We start from the raw sequence: 17,241 nt of genomic DNA on the forward strand, positions 1-17,241 counted from the left end.
GGGTCGTCAATTGGTCGTGCGTGCATTGCTGCGCGGACGGGCGGGCGGCGGGGTGGGGCCCGTCTGGCAGTGGGGGCACCAGTACGTGGGGCGCTCACGGGATCCGTCGCCCTGGTTCCCCGAGCGGACCGGTGTCCCGCAGCGCAGACACGGGCGCGGCGTGCGCCCGTACACGAACAGGTTCTGTTCGCGGCGCCCGGTGGTGACACGGACCGGACGGTCGCGGTTGAACTCCAGCAGCTTCTTGGCGAGGGCCGGCAGTTGGGCGGCACGGTCGGCGGGCAGCGCGCCGACGGACAGCCAGGGGGTGACGCCGAGCAGGAAACACAGCTCGCTCTTGTACACGTTCCCGATGCCGGCGAGATTGCGCTGGTCCAGGAGTGCCTCGCCGAGGGCGCGGTCGGGGTCGCGAAGAAGGTTCTCCAGGGCTCTGTCCGGGTCCCAGTCGGGGCCCAGGAGGTCGGGGCCGAGGTGACCGACCGCGCGGGTCTCGTCGGTGGTGCGGAGCAGTTCCAGCACGGGCAGGCGGTAGCCGACCGCCGTTCGGTCCGCCGTGCCGAGGATGGCCCGGATCTGGTGTGCGGGGCCTCCGCTCCAGCGTCGGCCGGTGTCGTACACCTTCCACGAACCGTCCATCCGCAGATGCGAGTGCAGGGTCAGACCGCCCTCGATCCGGGTGAGGAGGTGCTTGCCGCGCGGGGTGACGTCCAGGACGGCGCGACCGGTGAGGTCGGCCGTGGCGTACCGGGGCACCCGCAGGTCGGAACGGGTCAGGACCTTGCCCGCGAGGGCGACGTGCAGGCGCCTCGCGGCCTGCCAGACCGTGTCTCCTTCGGGCATGACTCCAGGGTGGCACGGGCGGGGGCGGTCGGTCAGGCGCGAAGGCGGAGTCCGCGCGGGGTGGCGATGAAGCCCGCTCCTTCCAGGAGAGTGCCGAGGGGTGAGGTGAGGGCCGAGGCGCCGTTGACCCGCTCGACGGTGACCGTGCCGAGCGAGCCCGCGCGGGCGGCGGCGGCGAGGGCCTCCGCCGCGGCGCCCAGGCGGGTGTCCTGCGCGAGGGGGCTGTCCGGGTCGGCCGGCCAGGCCAGCAGTGTCTTGCCGCCGCGTTCCATGTACAGAGCCAGTTCACCGTCGACCAGGACGACCAGGGAACCTGCCTTGCGGCCCGGCTTGTGGCCCGCTTCGGTCGGGGACTCGGGCCACGGGAGGGCCGCGCCGTAGGCGTTCGCGGGGTCGGCGGCGGCCAGCACGATGGCTGGGGAGGCGGTACGGGAAGGGGAACGGGCGCCGGGGAAACCCGCACCGCCGGGGTAGCCGGAACCGTTCGCCGGGTACGGCGAGCCGCCGCGGTCGGACCGGCCGTTCCGGCTGTGGGGCGCGCCGGGGTGGGACCCATCGGGGTGCGGGGAGCCGGCCGTGAACGCGGAGTCGCCGGAGAAGGTGTGGTCGTCGCCGAAGTCGTAGTCGAGGGCGGATCCGGGGCCGAGCGGGGAATCGGGGCCGAGGGCGAGGTCGCGCGTGAGGCCGTTCAAGAAGTCCGGGCCGTCGGAGACATCGTCCCGGTCCACGGAGGACTCGCCACGGTCCTTGCCGCCGAAGTCCGAGCCGGAAGGCGGGAAGGCGGCGGTGTCCGGGAAGCCGTGGGCCGCCGGGGAGTTGTCCGGGACGCCGGGGCCGAAGAGAGCGGCGCCCCGGTCACGCGCGTTCGCCGCGGCCCGCAGCCGGTCCACGGCGCCGTCCATGGCGAACTGGGCGGCGCCGAGCCCCTCGACCACATAGCCCCGTCGTGCCTGGCCGCTGTCCTCGAAGGCCGACAGGATGCGGTACACCGCCGAGAAGCCTCCCTCGACACCCTCCGCCGCGACGGCTCCCCGGGTCACCACCCCGTGCCGGTCGAGCAGAGTGCGGGCCAGGGCGTGGGCGCGGACGGTGGCGTCGGGCTCACGCCCTGGGAGCAGCGACCAGCGGCCCGCCACGGTGGGGGGACCCGTACGCGACTGGGGGCGCGCCCCTCCCGTCAGGGAGCCGTAGCGCCCGCGGGGGACCGAGCGCTTGGCGCGGTGGGCGGTCGATCCCGCGGTGCGGCCCGAACCCAGCAGGGAGCGCATCGGCGCGAGCGTGTCGTTCGTCAGGCGCCCGGACCAGGCCAGTTCCCAGATCGCGTCGGCGAGCTGCGGATCGGTCGCGTCGGGGTGCGTGGTGGCGCGGACCTGGTCGGCGATCTGACGGAAGAACAGGCCGTAGCCCCCCGAGAGGGTGTCGAGGACCGACTGGTGCAGCGCGGTCGGCTCCAGGGGGTGCGCGGCCGGAAGGAGCAGGGGAGCGGCGTCCGCGAGATACAACGACACCCAGCCGTCCTTGCCCGGCAGTGAACCCGACCCGGCCCAGACCACCTCACCGGCGGCCGTGAGCTCGTCGAGCAGCGCGGGCGTGTAACCGGCGACCCGGGACGGCAGCACGAGCTTCTCCAGCGCGGACGCCGGCACCGACGCGCCCTGCAACTGTTCGACGGCACGCACCAGTCCGTCGATGCCGCGCAGCCCGTGGCCGCTGCCCACGTGCTGCCACTGCGGCAGGAACTGGGCGAGCGCGGCGGGCGGGACCGGCTCGAGTTCATGGCGCAGTGCCGCGAGCGAACGGCGGCGCAGCCTGCGCAGCACCGCCGCGTCGCACCACTCCTGGCCGATGCCCGCCGGATGGAACTCTCCTTGGACGACCCGGCCGTTCGCCGCCAGGCGATGCAGCGCGCCGTCGGTGACGGCCGTGCCGAGACCGAAGCGGGTGGCGGCCGTCGCCGAGGTGAACGGGCCGTGGGTGCGCGCGTACCGGGCGAGGAGATCGCCGAGCGGATCCTTGACCGGCTCGGTGAAGGCTTCCGGGACGCCGACGGGCAACGCCGTGCCGAGCGCGTCGCGCAGCCGGCCCGCGTCCTCGATCGCCGCCCAGTGGTCGGCTCCGGCGACCCGGACCCGGATGGCGCGGCGGGCGGCCGCCAGCTCCGTCGCCCACCGCGGCTCCGCGCCCCGCTCGGCCAGCTCGGCCTCCGTGAGCGGCCCGAGCAGCCGCAGCAGGTCGGCGACACCCTCCACGTCCTTGATACGGCGGTCCTCGGTGAGCCACTGGAGCTCGCGCTCCAGCTCGGTCAGGACGTCGGCGTCCAGGAGCTCGCGCAGTTCGGCCTGGCCCAGCAGTTCGGCCAGCAGGCGCGAGTCCAGCGACAGCGCGGCGGCCCGCCGCTCGGCGAGCGGTGAGTCGCCCTCGTACAGGAACTGGGCGACGTACCCGAAGAGCAGGGAGCGGGCGAAGGGGGAGGGCTCGGGGGTGGTGACCTCGACGAGGCGGACCTTGCGGGACTCGATGTCGCCCATCAGCTCCGTGAGACCCGGGACGTCGAAGACGTCCTGGAGGCATTCGCGCACCGCTTCCAGGACGATCGGGAACGAACCGAACTCACTGGCCACCTGAAGCAGTTGGGCGGCGCGCTGGCGCTGCTGCCACAGCGGGGTGCGCTTGCCGGGGCTGCGGCGCGGCAGGAGCAGGGCGCGGGCGGCGCATTCGCGGAAGCGGGCGGCGAAGAGGGCCGAACTGCCGACCTGGTCCGTGACGAGCTGGTTGACCTCGCCCTTGTCGAAGGCGACGTCCGCCGCTCCGACCGGTGCCTGCTCGGCGTCGTACTCCGTGCCCGCTTTCAGGGGTGCCTGGTCGAGCAGGTCCAGGCTCATCAGGTCGGCGTCGGGCAGCCGCAGCACGATGCCGTCGTCCGCGTGCATGACCTGGGCGTCCATGCCGTAGCGCTCGGAGAGTTTGGCGCCCAGGGCGAGGGCCCAGGGAGCGTGGACCTGGGCGCCGAAGGGGGAGTGCACGACCACACGCCAGTCGCCCAGCTCGTCGCGGAAGCGCTCGACGACGATCGTGCGGTCGTCCGGGACGTGCCCGCACGCCTCGCGCTGCTCGGTGAGGTACGCGATGACGTTGTCGGCGGCCCAGGCGTCCAGGCCGGCGGCGAGCAGGCGCAGGCGGGCGTCGCCCTCGGGGAGCGAGCCGACCTCGCGGAGGAACGCGCCCACCGCGCGGCCCAGTTCGAGCGGGCGTCCGAGCTGGTCGCCCTTCCAGAAGGGCAGCCTGCCGGGGACGCCGGGCGCCGGGGAGACCAGGACGCGGTCCCGGGTGATGTCCTCGATGCGCCAGGAGCTGGTGCCGAGGGTGAAGACATCGCCCACCCGGGACTCGTAGACCATCTCCTCGTCGAGTTCGCCGACCCGGCCGCCGCCCTTCTTGGGGTCGGACCCCGCGAGGAACACCCCGAAGAGTCCGCGGTCGGGGATGGTGCCCCCGGAGGTGACGGCGAGACGCTGGGCGCCGGGGCGGCCGGTCACCGTGCCCGCGACACGGTCCCACACCACCCGCGGCCTCAGCTCGGCGAAGGCGTCCGAGGGATAACGGCCCGCGAGCATGTCGAGCACGGCGGTGAACGCCGACTCGGGGAGCGAGGCGAAAGGGGCCGCCCGGCGGACCGTGGTGAGCAGATCGTCGACCTGCCAGGTGTCGAGCGCCGTCATGGCGACGAGCTGCTGGGCCAGTACGTCCAGAGGATTGGCGGGGACCCGGAGGGATTCGATGGAGCCGGTACGCATCCTTTCGGTGACCACCGCCGCCTGCACCAGGTCGCCCCGGTACTTCGGGAAGACGACACCGGTGGACACCGCGCCGACCTGGTGACCCGCACGGCCCACCCGCTGGAGCCCCGAGGCCACGGACGGCGGCGACTCCACCTGGACGACGAGGTCGACCGCGCCCATGTCGATGCCCAGTTCGAGACTGGAGGTGGCGACCACGGCGGGCAGACGGCCGGCCTTCAGGTCCTCCTCGACCTGCGCCCGCTGCTCCTTGGAGACCGAACCGTGGTGAGCGCGGGCGATGACCGGCGGGGCCCCCTGCGCCGCGCCCGAGCCGCCCATCAGCTCGGCCGGCGCGTGCGCCTCCTCCAGGGGCTCGCCCGTCGCCCTCTCGTACGCGATCTCGTTGAGCCGGTTGCACAGACGCTCGGCCAGGCGGCGCGAGTTGGCGAACACGATCGTCGAGCGGTGGGACTGGACGAGGTCGGCGATCCGCTCCTCGACGTGCGGCCAGATGGACGGCTTCTCCGCGCCCTCCTTGCCGTCGGCGGCCGGGGACCCGCCCAGCTCGCCCAGGTCCTCCACCGGGACGACCACGGACAGGTCGAACTCCTTGCCGGACGGCGGCTGGACGATCTCCACCTTGCGGCGGGGCGAGAGATAGCGTGCCACCTCGTCCACGGGACGCACCGTCGCCGAGAGACCGATGCGCCGGGCCGGCTTCGGCAGCAGCTCGTCGAGGCGCTCCAGCGTGAGCGCGAGATGGGCGCCGCGCTTGGTGCCCGCGACCGCGTGCACCTCGTCCAGGATCACCGTCTCGATGCCGGTCAGCGCGTCGCGCGTGGCCGAGGTCAGCATCAGGAACAGCGACTCGGGGGTCGTGATCAGGATGTCCGGCGGACGGGTGGCCAGCGCCCGGCGCTCGGCGGGCGGGGTGTCGCCGGAACGGATGCCCACCTTCACCTCCGGCTCGGGCAGCCCGAGCCGCACGGACTCCTGCCGGATGCCGGTCAGCGGGCTGCGCAGATTGCGCTCCACGTCGACGGCGAGCGCCTTGAGCGGCGACACGTAGAGAACCCGGCAGCGCTTCCGCGGGTCCGCGGGAGGCGGAGCCGAGGCCAGCTGGTCGAGCGCGGCGAGGAACGCGGCCAGCGTCTTGCCCGAACCGGTGGGGGCCACGACCAGCACGTCCGAACCCTCGCCGATGGCCGCCCACGCCCCGGCCTGGGCCGCGGTGGGCGCGGAGAAGGCCCCCGTGAACCAGCCTCGGGTCGCGGGGGAGAAGCCGTCGAGCGCTCGGTGTGCGGAGCTGACCATGCGTCCATCCTGCACCCGCCCACTGACAACCGCGCTGACCTGCGAGAACGCCAGGCCTGAGCGGAGCGGGGGTGCGGTGCGCCGCCGGATCCGGGCAGAAGCGGGTACAGCGGGCAGGCGTCGGCGGTCGGCCCGGCACGGTGGCGGACAATGGGGACGTGGCAGGTTCGGGGCAGGAGCGGGCACGGCACTGGCAGTACGCGGAGCTGCCCGGTGTCGATCTGCTGCGGGCCCGCTACGTCGAGAAGATCTTCGTGCGCCACACCCACGAGAACTTCGTCATCGCCGCCGTCACCGAGGGCGTCGAGGTCTTCCACCACGGCGGCGCCGACCAGTACGCGGGACCGGGTTCGCTGGCACTGGTCAACCCCGACACCCCGCACACCGGGCGCGCGGGCGTTCCCGAGGGCTGGAGATACGGGGCCGTGTACCCCTCGCCGGACATGGTGGCCGAGATCGCCGCCGAGACCACCGCCCTTCGCGGCACCCCCGGATTCAGCCGCCCGGTACTCGACGACCCGTATGCGGCGGGCCTGGTCCACCAGGTGCTCAGGGCCGCGGAGGAGGGCAACGCGCTGGCCGCCGACACCTTGCTGAGGGTCGCCGTGACCCGGCTGCTGCGCCTGAACGGAGGGCCGCTGCCGCAGCGGGCCGTGCGCACCGCGGGTGCCCGGCTCGCGGCACGCGCGCGTGGAGTGCTGGACGAGCGGATGGCCGAGCCGCCGACCCTGGAGCGGCTCGCGGCGGATCTCGGCACCAGCCCGTTCGCGCTGCTGCGCGCGTTCCGGGACGCCTACGGCATGCCGCCCCACACCTGGCTGACCGATGCGCGGGTGCGCCGCGCACGGCACCTCCTGGACGCCGGGGCCACCCCCGCCGAAGCAGCCGTCGCCGTCGGCTTCACGGATCAGCCGCACCTCAACCGCCACTTCGGCCGGATCGTGGGCGTGCCTCCGGGCGCCTACCAGCGGGAGCGCAAGAACGTACAAGACACCGAGGGGCGACTCCTCGTACCGTCCGACGCGTGGCACAACAGACAGCTCTCCCAGACATACGCAGTGAAGAAGCCGGAAAACCCGACACGGCCGTCGTCCGCGACGCCCTTGGAGTCGGGGTCGCCGTCGGACTGTCCGGTTTCGCCTTCGGGGTGACCTCGGCCGGCAGCGGGCTCAGCCTGCTCCAGACCTGCGCCCTCAGCCTCCTGGTGTTCACCGGGGCGTCGCAGTTCGCGCTCGTGGGCGCGCTCGCGGCCGGGGGCAACCCGCTCACCGCGGCCGCCGGCGCGTTCTTCCTCGGGGTCCGGAACGCGTTCTACGGGCTGCGGCTGTCCCAGCTCCTGGCCCTCCCGCGCGCGGTACGCCCGTTCGCCGCGCAGTGGGTGATCGACGAGACCACGGCCGTGGCGCTCGCGCAGCCCACCCGCCGCAGCGTCCGGATCGGCTTCACCGCCACCGGCCTGTCCCTCTACCTGCTGTGGAACCTCACCACCTTCCTCGGCGCGGCCGGGGCCGAGGCCATCGGGGACACCGACGCGTGGGGCCTGGACGCGGCCGGGCCCGCGGTGTTCCTCGCGCTGCTCGCGCCGATGCTGAAGACCGCCACGGAACGTGCCGTCGCGGGAATCGCGGTCCTTCTGGGGCTCGGGCTGCTGCCCGTGCTGCCCGCCGGAGTCCCGGTGCTGGTGGCCGCCCTGGCCGCCCCCGCCGTGCTCTGCGCGACGGGGCGCCGCCGTGTGGACGCGGCCCGCGACGCCTCCGCGGCCGGGTCGGACGAGGCACCGGCCGGCGGCGCGGTGAACGGGTCACCGGCCGGTGCGCACGACGACGGGTCGGACGTGTCAGGAGACGTGCGGTGAACATCTGGATCGCCATCGGCGTCACCGCCGTCGGCTGCTACGCCGTCAAGCTCATCGGTCTGCTGATTCCCGCGGGCGTCCTGGAGCGGCCGCTCGTCCAGCGCCTCGCCGCTCTGCTACCCGTCGCGCTCCTGGCCGCTCTCACAGCCCAGCAGACCTTCGCCGACGGGCGTGTCCTCGTCCTCGACGCGAAGGCCGCCGGGCTCGCCGCGGCGGCCGTCGCGCTGATCCTGCGCGCCCCGTTCCTGATGGTGGTCGCCGCGGCGGTGGTGGTGACGGCCGGGGTCCGTGCGCTGACGGGCTGAGAACCGGGCCAGGTGCTCCGCACAGGGGCACCGCGGAGCACCTGGCACGCCGGAGAGCCCCTGATGTCAGGCGCGCACCGGCAGGCCTGGACGCCCGGCGCACCGGCCGGCCCGGACACCTCGGCGCGGCGGAGCGACCGGCAGCCGGGCCCGGTGACCTCAGCTGACGGTCCGGCCGTACGCACTGAGCGTGCGCAAGGCCTCGATGGTCACCATGGGGCGGCACTCCAGGGCCGTGCCCGGTGCCCACTGACGCCAGCGGATCGGCCACCCGCCGTCCTGCTGCTGATCGTCCGCGAGGTGGTCCAGTGAGCGGGCCATCTCCTCGTCGGTGAACCACGCGCGCGCGAGCGAGTCCGGGGTCCGCGCGTAGTCGTACGGGAAGTGGTGCTCACCCGGCGCGTACCCGGGTGCGACGGGGTAGGCCTCCGGTCGCCCGGGATCCAGCACGGCGAGCCGCTGCTCACGGACGAGCCGGCCCAGCCGGTCGGCGTTCGCCTGCGCGCGCGGGCGGTCGGTCGCGGAGTCCAGGAAGGCGACCGCCGCCTCGATCTCGTACGGATGGGACTTCTCCAGGGACTCCACCGCCTGCCAGCAGAAGTCCGTGGCCCGGAACAGCCAGGCGTTCCACACCTCGTTGCGGTGCAGCAGGCCCACGACGGGGCCGGTGGCGAGGAGTTCGCTCGGCGGATCGTCGACGACGGGCACGAAAGGGGCCGCCGGATAGCCGCGCTGGCTGGGATGGACGGCGGGCAGCGCGCCGTCCGCCGTCGACACGGAGGTCAGATAGCGGCACACCCGCTCCACCCGCTGCCCGCCGCAGCGTCCGATCGAGTCGAGGACGCGCAGCGCGTGAGCGGTGTGCAGCGGCTGGCTGACCGGGCCGCGCAGATCGGGTTCGAGCGCGTGGCCGTATCCGTCGTCGTCGTTGCGGTAGGCGGCCAGCGCCGTCTCCACCGCGTCGGCATCGCCTCCGAGGAAGTGATGGGCGAAGCGGCGCTGCTCCAGCACGCGCGCGGTGAGCCAGACGAAGTGCTCGGCACGGGCCAGGTGGGAGTGCGCGGGGGGCTTCTGGGGGAGTCGAGATGCTCCGGTTTCGGCCATGCGTCAGACCGTAGGGCGGAAAGCGGTCTCGGCACGCGGTCCCGGCTCGGGCCCACTCTCAGGGGCGGGATACTGGAGTCATGCGGTTGACGGTCTTCTGGCAGCGAATGGCTGATCACTTCGGCGCGGGCACCGCCGAGACGTTCGCGCGCGATCATGTGATGACGGAACTCGGCGGGCGCACCGTCCACGAGGCGCTGGACGCGGGCTGGGAGGCCAAGGACGTGTGGCGCGTGGTGTGCGCGAACATGAACGTTCCGCACGAGAACCACTGAACGGAGCCCAGGACCGGGAAAGACCGGGGGGACGTGGATCCGGTGTCGGTGGCGTGGGCCAGACTTGGCGGGTGGCCCCGACAGATGAGAACACGCAGGTCGATCAGCAGTCATCACCGCTCGGCACGACGCCGCCCGGTCCGCCGGGCGCCGACGCCGCCGGGCAGGGCGCGCGCATGCCGCGCTGGCTGCCCCGCGCCATGGTGCTCGCCCTCGCGCTCGTCGCCGTGTTCCAGCTCGGCAGTTGGGCGTTCCACCAGCTCACCAACCTGCTGATCAACATCCTGATCTCGTTCTTCCTCGCGCTCGCGATCGAGCCCGCGGTCAGCTGGATGGCCTCACGGGGCATGCGCAGGGGGCTGGCCACCTTCCTTGTCTTCCTGGGATCGTTGATCATGATCGCCGGGTTCGTCACCCTGCTCGGCTCGATGCTCGCGGGCCAGATCATCAAGATGATCGAGGGCTTCCCCGACTACCTCGACTCGGTCATCAACTGGATCAACACGCACTTCCACACCGACCTCAGACGGGTCGACATCCAGGAGGGCCTGCTCCACTCCGACTGGCTGCGCAAGTACGTGCAGAACAGCGCCACCGGCGTCCTGGACGTGTCCGGACAGGTGCTCGGCGGCCTCTTCCAGCTGCTGACGGTCGCCCTGTTCTCGTTCTACTTCGCCGCCGACGGACCCCGGCTGCGGCGCGCGCTGTGCTCGGTGCTGCCGCCGGCCCGGCAGGCCGAGGTGCTGCGTGCCTGGGAGATAGCCGTCGACAAGACCGGCGGCTACCTGTACTCACGCGGCCTGATGGCGCTGATCTCGGGCGTCGCGCACTACATCCTGCTGGAGGCGCTGGGCGTGCCCTACGCGCCGGTGCTCGGTGTGTGGGTCGGTCTGGTCTCGCAGTTCATCCCGACCATCGGCACCTATCTCGCGGGCGCCCTGCCGATGCTGATCGCCTTCACGATCGACCCCTGGTACGCGCTGTGGGTGCTCGTCTTCGTCGTGGTCTACCAGCAGTTCGAGAACTACGTGCTCCAGCCCAAGCTGACCTCCAGGACGGTGGACATCCACCCCGCGGTCGCCTTCGGGTCCGTGATCGCGGGCACCGCGCTCCTCGGGGCCGTGGGCGCGCTGATCGCCATCCCCGCCGTCGCCACCCTGCAGGCGTTCCTGGGGGCGTACGTGAAGCGCTACGACGTCACGGACGACCCGCGGGTGCACGGGCACCGCACCCGCGGCTCGGCAGGCATCCTCGCGGGCGTGCGGCGGCGGCTCGGCCGGTGACGTTCGCGGTGGCCCGGCCGGTGGTGACGTTCACCAGGTGAGGACCGCCTGGACACCGGCGGCCACGACGGCCGCCGTGTAGAGGGCGACCGCTCCCCGCACGGTCCGCCGCCGGACCTCGTCGCTCCAGCCGGTGCGGGAGAGCAGCCAGGCCAGCGCGGGCAGCACCAGGACGGCGTGCAGGCTCACTCCGTGCAGCGGCTTGAGCGGAGCCGTCGAGTGGTACGCGGCCTCCTGGTGGCCGGTCCTGGTGAGGACGACCCCACGCGCGATCATCACGGCGCCCGAGGCCAGCGCGACGAGCAGGATCGCGAACCCCGAGCGCACGGCGAGCGGCATGCCCGCGGGCCCCGTGGGCCGGTCACGGAACGAGGCGACCGCGAACGCGGTCAGCACCACGACCAGAATCCCGCCGCCCACCGCGAGCATCATGGACACCGCCGTGTCGAAGCCGGTCTCCATGTCGAGATGCGAGGGAACCCGGCGCCACGCCTGCAGGGTGATCCCGCCGACCTCCAGCACGCAGTCCGCGGCGAACACGACGAGCAGCGCGGTGCGCCGCCTCGCCTCCATCCGCACGTACGACGTGACCCAGGTGATCGCGATCAGGGTCAGGCCGAAGGAGAGCCCGAAGGTGACGGGCTTGCGCCAGGAGACGGGGCCGTCCCACGGACCGCCGTCGACGGCGAAGACCAGCAGATGCAGCAAGCCGGAGAGGACGAGCAGGGCGCCCGTCACCCGGCAGAGCCGCTCTGCCGGCCGGAGCGAGGGCTTCGGAGGTGTCGGTGCAAGGGTCGTCGTCGGCATGGCCCACAGCCTGCCGGGCGGGGCCGGCGGTGTCGTCGTACGGCCGAAGGCGCCGGCCCTACGCCCCGGGGAGTAGGGCCGGTCCGGGGCGGGTAGGCGGGTTCCGGAGATGCGCCGGGACGGGTGCCGGGGTCCGGAACCGCGCGATCCTCGGTCGTTGCCGGAGCGCGAACGTAGTCTCGGAAGAGTCGCGTGATGCGCTTGACACGAAAATCGAACATCCATTCTTATGGAGGTTCCGGCGAAGCTTTCGACGGGTGATTCGGCATGGTTTCGACAGGGATGTGCCCGAGTTATCCACAGGCTGGACGGGCGTCGGGGCGCATTGTCAGTGGCAGGCGTTAGCGTCTTTGACGTGAAGCGATCGACTCAAGCAAACCGGGTGGAACCCATGGCAGGAACCGACCGCGAGAAGGCGCTCGACGCCGCGCTCGCGCAGATTGAACGGCAGTTCGGCAAGGGTGCAGTGATGCGCCTGGGCGAGCGGCCGAATGAGCCCATCGAGGTCATCCCCACCGGGTCGACCGCGCTCGACGTCGCCCTCGGTGTCGGCGGCCTGCCGCGCGGCCGAGTGGTGGAGGTGTACGGCCCGGAGTCCTCCGGTAAGACGACCCTGACCCTGCACGCGGTGGCGAACGCGCAGAAGGCCGGCGGCCAGGTGGCGTTCATCGACGCCGAGCACGCCCTCGACCCCGAGTACGCGAAGAAGCTCGGCGTCGACATCGACAACCTGATCCTGTCGCAGCCGGACAACGGCGAGCAGGCCCTGGAGATCGTGGACATGCTGGTCCGCTCCGGTGCGCTCGACCTCATCGTCATCGACTCCGTCGCCGCCCTGGTGCCGCGGGCCGAGATCGAGGGCGAGATGGGCGACTCGCACGTGGGTCTGCAGGCCCGTCTGATGAGCCAGGCGCTCCGCAAGATCACCGGCGCGCTGAGCCAGTCCCAGACCACCGCGATCTTCATCAACCAGCTCCGCGAGAAGATCGGCGTGATGTTCGGCTCCCCGGAGACCACCACGGGTGGCCGGGCGCTGAAGTTCTACGCCTCGGTGCGACTCGACATCCGCCGCATCGAGACGCTGAAGGACGGCACGGACGCGGTCGGCAACCGCACGCGCGTCAAGGTCGTCAAGAACAAGGTCGCGCCGCCCTTCAAGCAGGCCGAGTTCGACATCCTCTACGGGCAGGGCATCAGCCGCGAGGGCGGCCTGATCGACATGGGTGTCGAGCACGGCTTCGTCCGCAAGGCCGGCGCCTGGTACACGTACGAGGGCGACCAGCTCGGCCAGGGCAAGGAGAACGCGCGCAACTTCCTGAAGGACAACCCCGATCTCGCCAACGAGATCGAGAAGAAGATCCTGGAGAAGCTGGGCGTCGGGGTGAAGCCCGTGGCGCCCACCGCCGAGCCGGGCGCGGACGCGGCGGTCTCGGCTGCCCCGGACGACGCCGCGAAGACGGTGCCCGCTCCGGCCGCCAAGACCACCAAGGCCAGGGCCACGGCGGCAAAGAGCTAGTCCATGACACGACGAACCGACTGGGCCGAGTACGCCTATCCCCTCACCCCCGAAGAGCCGGGGCAGGGGTACGGCGGGGGTGACGGCGGTCCGGCCGGAGACGGTGACAGGCCGTACGGCGGTGCTGGGGGGTACGGAGGCCATCCGTACGGCACCGACGGCGGGTTCCACGAAGCCGACGGTTTCTACGGCGTCGCTCCGGACGAACGGGATCCGGACGGCGGAGGTCCGACGGGCGGTGACGCACGGCACGGTGACGGCCTGCCGCGCGGTCACGGCTCGGCGGACGCGGTCTCCCGGCGCGGTGGACGCGCCGACGGCGGACCGCGTGGTGGAAGGGGTCGTCGACGGCGCGGCGGTTTCGGTGAGCCGGCCGGCGACCCGCGGGACGGAGACACCCCCACCTCGTCGAGGGCCGAGAAGGGGGAGTCCCCGGGGGACCCGGCTGAGCGGGCGCGAGCGATCTGTCTGCGCCTGCTCACCGGGACCCCGCGCACGCGCAAGCAACTGGCGGACGCGTTGCGCAAGCGCGAGATCCCGGACGAGGTGGCGGACGAGGTGCTGTCACGGTTCGAGGAGGTCGGGCTGATCAACGACAGCGCCTTCGCGGACGCCTGGGTCGAGTCCCGGCACCATGGCCGGGGGCTGGCCCGGCGGGCGCTCGTCCAGGAACTGCGGACCAAGGGCGTGGAATCGACGCTGATCGACGAAGCCGTCGGACAGCTCGACTCCGAGCAGGAGGAGGCGACCGCGCGCGAGCTGGTCGCGCGCAAGCTGCGCTCCACCCGCGGACTGGACCGCGACAAGCGGCTGAGACGCCTCGCCGGCATGCTCGCCCGCAAGGGCTACTCCCAGGGCATGGCCCTGCGCGTGGTCCGCCAGGCGCTGGAGGAAGAGGGCGAGGACACGGAAGGGCTCGGGGACGAGGGATTCTGATCCCCCTTCTGATCCCACGGGCGCCCGTCCGCGAGGAGCGCTGTCAGCTCCCCGTGCCGGTGGCCGTCACCGGAAGGCCCGCGCTCTTCCACGCCTGGAAGCCGCCGATCAGATCGGTGGCCCTGTGCAGTCCGAGCCGGCGCAGGGACTCGGCAGCCAGGCTGGAGGCGTACCCCTCGTTGCAGAACAGCACGACCCGCAGGTCATGGCTCGTGGCCTCCGGGGCGCGGTGACTGCCCGTGGGGTCGAGCCGCCACTCCAGTTCGTTGCGCTCGATGACGAGGGCGCCGGGGATCAGGCCGTCCCGTTCCCGCAGGGCGGCGTACCGGGTGTCGACCAGTAGTGCTTCGCCACTCCGCACGGCCTCGTAGGCCTCCTCGGCCTCCACCCGGTCCAGGCCCGCGCGGACCTGCTCCAGCAAGGTGTCGATACCGACGGGCTGCCGGGTGTCACTCACTGCCAGTCCTCCGGACGTTCGACATGCTCCAGGCGCAGGACCGGGCCCGTACGGCTGTAGCGGCGGATCTGCGGGAGCGGCGGGTAGTAGGCGTGGACCGAGATCGCGTGCTCCTCGGCGGACTCGTTCAGTACCTCGTGCACGTGATGGCGCCCGAAGCCGCGGCCGGTGCCCGCCGGCAGTTTCCGCTGCCGGTCGATGTCCTCGGCGAGTTCCAGGGTCTTCCAGCCGTCGGCGGGCAGCCGGGCGGCGAGGGAGTTCTCTTTGAGTTCGCCCCGCGCGGTGAGGAAGGCGCCCACAGATTCGGCGTGGTCGTGCCAGCCGGTTCCGGTGCCGGGCGGCCAGCCGATGAGCCAGGCCTCACTGCCGCCGGGGCCTTCGAGCCGCACCCAGGTACGGCCCTCGGGGTCGAGGGGGAGCGAGGCGATCAGCTCGGCGTCGGCTGCCGTACGGCGTACGAAGGCCAGCAGGTCGGCCTGCGTGGGGGTATGGGGTGCGCCGGAGACGGCGGAGGGCACGGAGGCGGCGGCTGCCGAGGCAGACGTGGAGGCAGGGGGTGGTACAGACACTCGGACCGTCCTGAGAGTTCGCGAGAAGCGCGCGGCGGCACGGCGGCGGCGCGCGGGAGATGAGGATGCGAAGTCAGAAGGACGGGCGACACACGCAGCCCGCATAGCGGACGAGGTCCATATGGACCCTCCGCCACAGGCGCACACAGGTGTCGGTCACGATCCGGAGTAGACCATGGCGGCGGGGGCCGGTCAACTCACCGTCACTATGTGGACCATGGAGGCCCGAAGAACGGGGAAACCCCGGGCCGGACGGTCACGGGGCGTTCATCTCCTGCCCGCGGTCGCCTCCGCGGCGCTCTCCGCGTCCGCCTGGGCCGCCGGTCCCCCGAGGGTCGCCTCGGCCGCCTCGTACAGGTCGGCCGGCCGGACCCCGCTGAGCGCGGTGACCAGGTGTCCGTCGGGGCGGACCAGCAGCACGGTGTGTGCCGCCGCGCCGGGGTAGCTCTCCGCGACGAGCAGTTCGGCGGGGTGCGGCAGCGCGGTCACGGCGGCGGCGAGCCGGGGCATGACGCCGGCCGTCACCCAGTGCTTGCGCGCCCACACCCCCGTACCCGGAGCGATCAGCACGACGAGCAGGACCCCGCGTCCGAGCCGTTCCCGCAGCGGTACGAACGAACCGTCCTCCGCGGTCACCCGGACATCGACGACCGGAGCACCGGGCTCGGTGTCGACAGGGGCGTGCGACTCGGCGGGCGGAGGCATGAGAGGAGAGTGGGCGTACGCCCCCGGCGCGCCCAGCGGGCCGCGACCCAGGTGGCCGTCCGTGAGCAGGGCGTCGTGGCCGCGGGCGGACCCGGGGACGTAGGCGCGCAGACCGCCGCCGCTGCGCAGCAGGGGCAGCGCCTGGTCGGCGGCGCGCAGCCGGGCGGCGACCACCGCGCGCCGTTCCGTCTGGTAGCTGTCGAGGAGTGCGGGGTGCGGGCCGTGGTGCCAGGTGAGCGCCAGCTTCCAGGCGAGGTTGTCGGCGTCCCGCAGCCCCTCGTCCAGGCCCTGGGTACCGAGGGCGCCGAGCAGATGGGCCGCGTCCCCGGCGAGGAAGACCCGGCCGGCGCGCCAGCGGCGGGCCAGCCGGTGGTGGACGGTGTGGACTCCGGTGTCGAGCAGTTCGTAGGCGGGTGTGGCGCCGCCGCTCCAGCCCCCGAGGGTCTCCCGGATGCGGGCCACCAGCAGGTCGGGCGTGACGAGGTCCTTGCCCGGTGGCAGCAGCCAGTCGAGACGCCAGACGTCCTCGGCGAGCGGACGTGCGCTCACCTCGCCGGCCGAGGGGCCGGAGCTGCGCCACGGCGTCATCCGGTGCAGCAACGCCTCCCCGGGCCAGGGGAGTTCCGTGCGCAGGGCCGCCACGGCGTGGCGTTCGACGGCCGTGCGCCCGGGGAAGCGGATGTCCTGGAGCTTGCGCACCGTCGAGCGCGGTCCGTCGCAGCCGACCAGGTAACTGCCGCGCCACCAGGTGCCGTTGGATCCCCGGGTGTGCGCCGTGACGCCGGAGGTGTCCTGTTCGACGGAGTCGAGGCGGCTGTTCACGGCGACCTTGATGAGCCGCTCGTGGATGATGGCCTCGCGCAGGGCGCCGGTCAGCGCGTGCTGGGCGATGTGCAGGGGGGCGCTGAACTCCTCACCGTCCGCGATGCTTTCCGCACCCCGGGACGGGCCGGTGCCGCGCGGGGCGCCGATCCCCCGAGGATCGTCGCCCCACGCGGTCCCGGCGCCGAGAGGATCGGCGGCGCCCTTCGTGCTCCCGGGAACCTTCCCGTCGAACGCGATCTCGCGCATCACCTGCCTGCGCCGCATCGACCGCCATCCGGCCCAACGGAAACCGGCGTCGTCGAGAGGCAGTCCTGTCAGCCGTTCGACCAGCGCGACCGTGTCCTCGCGCAGCACCACGGTCCGCGCGAGCCGCTGTTCGTCCTTGCCCGGTCCCTCGTCGAGGACCACGGAGGGGACTTCCTGGCGAGCCAGCGCAAGGGCCAGCGTGAGCCCCACGGGCCCAGCTCCGACGATGATCACCGGGTCCACGGCGCGGTGCCCCCTGCACGGAGCTGTGTCCTGAGGGACGTACGGGAACAGGCAGGTGGAGCAGGGTGCACGATCACAGAACGTATGCAACCCATTGCCGCTGCTTGCGTCAAGTGACGGGGTCAGTGGCGGTCACGTCACTGACCCCTTCGGTCACACTGATCGACTGATGTTCGGACGAT

At 72.7% G+C, this 17,241-nt stretch carries 15 protein-coding genes; 7 read left to right on the plus strand and 8 right to left on the minus strand.

Annotated elements, in window-relative coordinates; all coding sequences use genetic code 11:
* Positions 1-6 precede the first annotated feature (6 nt).
* A complete protein-coding gene (locus OG485_RS30940) occupies positions 7-840 on the minus strand; it encodes an Fpg/Nei family DNA glycosylase (protein WP_328671882.1) in 834 nt (277 codons plus the stop codon).
* Positions 841-872: 32 nt separating this feature from the next.
* Positions 873-5,933: an ATP-dependent helicase gene (locus OG485_RS30945; RefSeq protein ID WP_328671883.1), complete on the minus strand. Its 5,061-nt coding sequence runs from the start codon at positions 5,931-5,933 to the stop codon at positions 873-875.
* A 158-nt stretch (positions 5,934-6,091) separates the two neighbouring features.
* Between OG485_RS30945 and OG485_RS30950 the strand changes: the two genes are divergently transcribed.
* From OG485_RS30950 to OG485_RS30960, 3 genes are read left to right on the plus strand one after another with little or no spacing between them, the layout of a single operon-like run.
* Positions 6,092-7,084: an AraC family transcriptional regulator gene (locus OG485_RS30950; RefSeq protein ID WP_328671884.1), complete on the plus strand. Its 993-nt coding sequence runs from the start codon at positions 6,092-6,094 to the stop codon at positions 7,082-7,084.
* Positions 6,985-7,788 carry an AzlC family ABC transporter permease gene (locus OG485_RS30955; RefSeq protein WP_328674729.1) on the plus strand — a complete coding sequence of 268 codons (804 nt, stop codon included), beginning with the start codon at positions 6,985-6,987 and terminating at the stop codon, positions 7,786-7,788. Before OG485_RS30950 ends, OG485_RS30955 begins: the two co-directional genes overlap by 100 nt.
* Positions 7,785-8,093, plus strand: a complete 309-nt coding sequence (locus OG485_RS30960; protein WP_328671885.1) for an AzlD domain-containing protein — start codon at positions 7,785-7,787, stop codon at positions 8,091-8,093. Before OG485_RS30955 ends, OG485_RS30960 begins: the two co-directional genes overlap by 4 nt.
* A gap of 159 nt (positions 8,094-8,252) precedes the next feature.
* On the opposite strand, the gene OG485_RS30965 is transcribed toward OG485_RS30960, so the two are convergent.
* Positions 8,253-9,197: a hypothetical protein gene (locus tag OG485_RS30965; protein ID WP_328671886.1), complete on the minus strand. Its 945-nt coding sequence runs from the start codon at positions 9,195-9,197 to the stop codon at positions 8,253-8,255.
* Between the two features lie 80 nt (positions 9,198-9,277).
* Here OG485_RS30965 and OG485_RS30970 point away from each other — a divergent pair, with 80 nt between their 5' ends.
* Both OG485_RS30970 and OG485_RS30975 read left to right on the plus strand, forming a co-directional pair.
* Complete coding sequence (locus tag OG485_RS30970) at positions 9,278-9,472, plus strand: DUF3046 domain-containing protein (protein WP_326785125.1); 195 nt, start codon at positions 9,278-9,280, stop codon at positions 9,470-9,472.
* A 71-nt stretch (positions 9,473-9,543) separates the two neighbouring features.
* Positions 9,544-10,755 (plus strand): AI-2E family transporter, encoded by a 1,212-nt coding sequence (locus OG485_RS30975; RefSeq protein WP_328671887.1) that lies wholly within the window; start codon positions 9,544-9,546, stop codon positions 10,753-10,755.
* Positions 10,756-10,785: 30 nt separating this feature from the next.
* Here the strand turns inward: OG485_RS30975 and OG485_RS30980 are convergent, their stop codons facing one another.
* Positions 10,786-11,562 carry a hypothetical protein gene (locus OG485_RS30980; protein WP_328671888.1) on the minus strand — a complete coding sequence of 259 codons (777 nt, stop codon included), beginning with the start codon at positions 11,560-11,562 and terminating at the stop codon, positions 10,786-10,788.
* Between the two features lie 391 nt (positions 11,563-11,953).
* On the opposite strand from OG485_RS30980, the gene recA reads away from it, so the two are divergent.
* Both recA and recX read left to right on the plus strand, forming a co-directional pair.
* A complete protein-coding gene (gene recA / locus OG485_RS30985; RefSeq protein WP_261708561.1) occupies positions 11,954-13,078 on the plus strand; it encodes a recombinase RecA in 1,125 nt (374 codons plus the stop codon).
* A gap of 3 nt (positions 13,079-13,081) precedes the next feature.
* Positions 13,082-14,014, plus strand: coding sequence for a recombination regulator RecX (gene recX, locus OG485_RS30990; protein WP_328671889.1), 933 nt, complete (start codon positions 13,082-13,084; stop codon positions 14,012-14,014).
* Positions 14,015-14,057: 43 nt separating this feature from the next.
* Here the strand turns inward: recX and OG485_RS30995 are convergent, their stop codons facing one another.
* The 4 genes from OG485_RS30995 to OG485_RS31005 all read right to left on the minus strand — a co-directional run bounded on the left by OG485_RS30995 (position 14,058) and on the right by OG485_RS31005 (position 17,059).
* Positions 14,058-14,471, minus strand: coding sequence for a rhodanese-like domain-containing protein (locus OG485_RS30995; RefSeq protein ID WP_328671890.1), 414 nt, complete (start codon positions 14,469-14,471; stop codon positions 14,058-14,060).
* On the minus strand, positions 14,468-14,989 hold the full coding sequence (locus OG485_RS31000; protein ID WP_328674730.1) for a cysteine dioxygenase: 522 nt from the start codon (positions 14,987-14,989) through the stop codon (positions 14,468-14,470). The genes OG485_RS30995 and OG485_RS31000 overlap by 4 nt, the downstream gene beginning before the upstream one ends.
* A 124-nt stretch (positions 14,990-15,113) precedes the next feature.
* Positions 15,114-15,200, minus strand: coding sequence for a putative leader peptide (locus OG485_RS44060; protein ID WP_318722129.1), 87 nt, complete (start codon positions 15,198-15,200; stop codon positions 15,114-15,116).
* Positions 15,201-15,307: 107 nt separating this feature from the next.
* Positions 15,308-17,059, minus strand: a complete 1,752-nt coding sequence (locus OG485_RS31005; RefSeq protein WP_328671891.1) for an FAD-dependent monooxygenase — start codon at positions 17,057-17,059, stop codon at positions 15,308-15,310.
* Positions 17,060-17,241 lie beyond the last annotated feature (182 nt).

The sequence above is a fragment of the Streptomyces sp. NBC_00328 genome (genome assembly GCF_036139655.1).
GTDB lineage: Bacteria > Actinomycetota > Actinomycetes > Streptomycetales > Streptomycetaceae > Streptomyces.

Excerpts from the sequence above, each read along its gene's own strand:
- OG485_RS30940 (WP_328671882.1), bottom strand. The coding sequence starts at position 840 with ATGCCCGAAGGAGACACGGTCTGGCAGGCCGCGAGGCGCCTGCACGTC.
- OG485_RS30945 (WP_328671883.1), bottom strand. The coding sequence starts at position 5,933 with ATGGTCAGCTCCGCACACCGAGCGCTCGACGGCTTCTCCCCCGCGACC.
- OG485_RS30965 (WP_328671886.1), bottom strand. The coding sequence starts at position 9,197 with ATGGCCGAAACCGGAGCATCTCGACTCCCCCAGAAGCCCCCCGCGCAC.
- OG485_RS30970 (WP_326785125.1), top strand. The coding sequence starts at position 9,278 with ATGCGGTTGACGGTCTTCTGGCAGCGAATGGCTGATCACTTCGGCGCG.
- OG485_RS30980 (WP_328671888.1), bottom strand. The coding sequence starts at position 11,562 with ATGCCGACGACGACCCTTGCACCGACACCTCCGAAGCCCTCGCTCCGG.
- recA (WP_261708561.1), top strand. The coding sequence starts at position 11,954 with ATGGCAGGAACCGACCGCGAGAAGGCGCTCGACGCCGCGCTCGCGCAG.
- recX (WP_328671889.1), top strand. The coding sequence starts at position 13,082 with ATGACACGACGAACCGACTGGGCCGAGTACGCCTATCCCCTCACCCCC.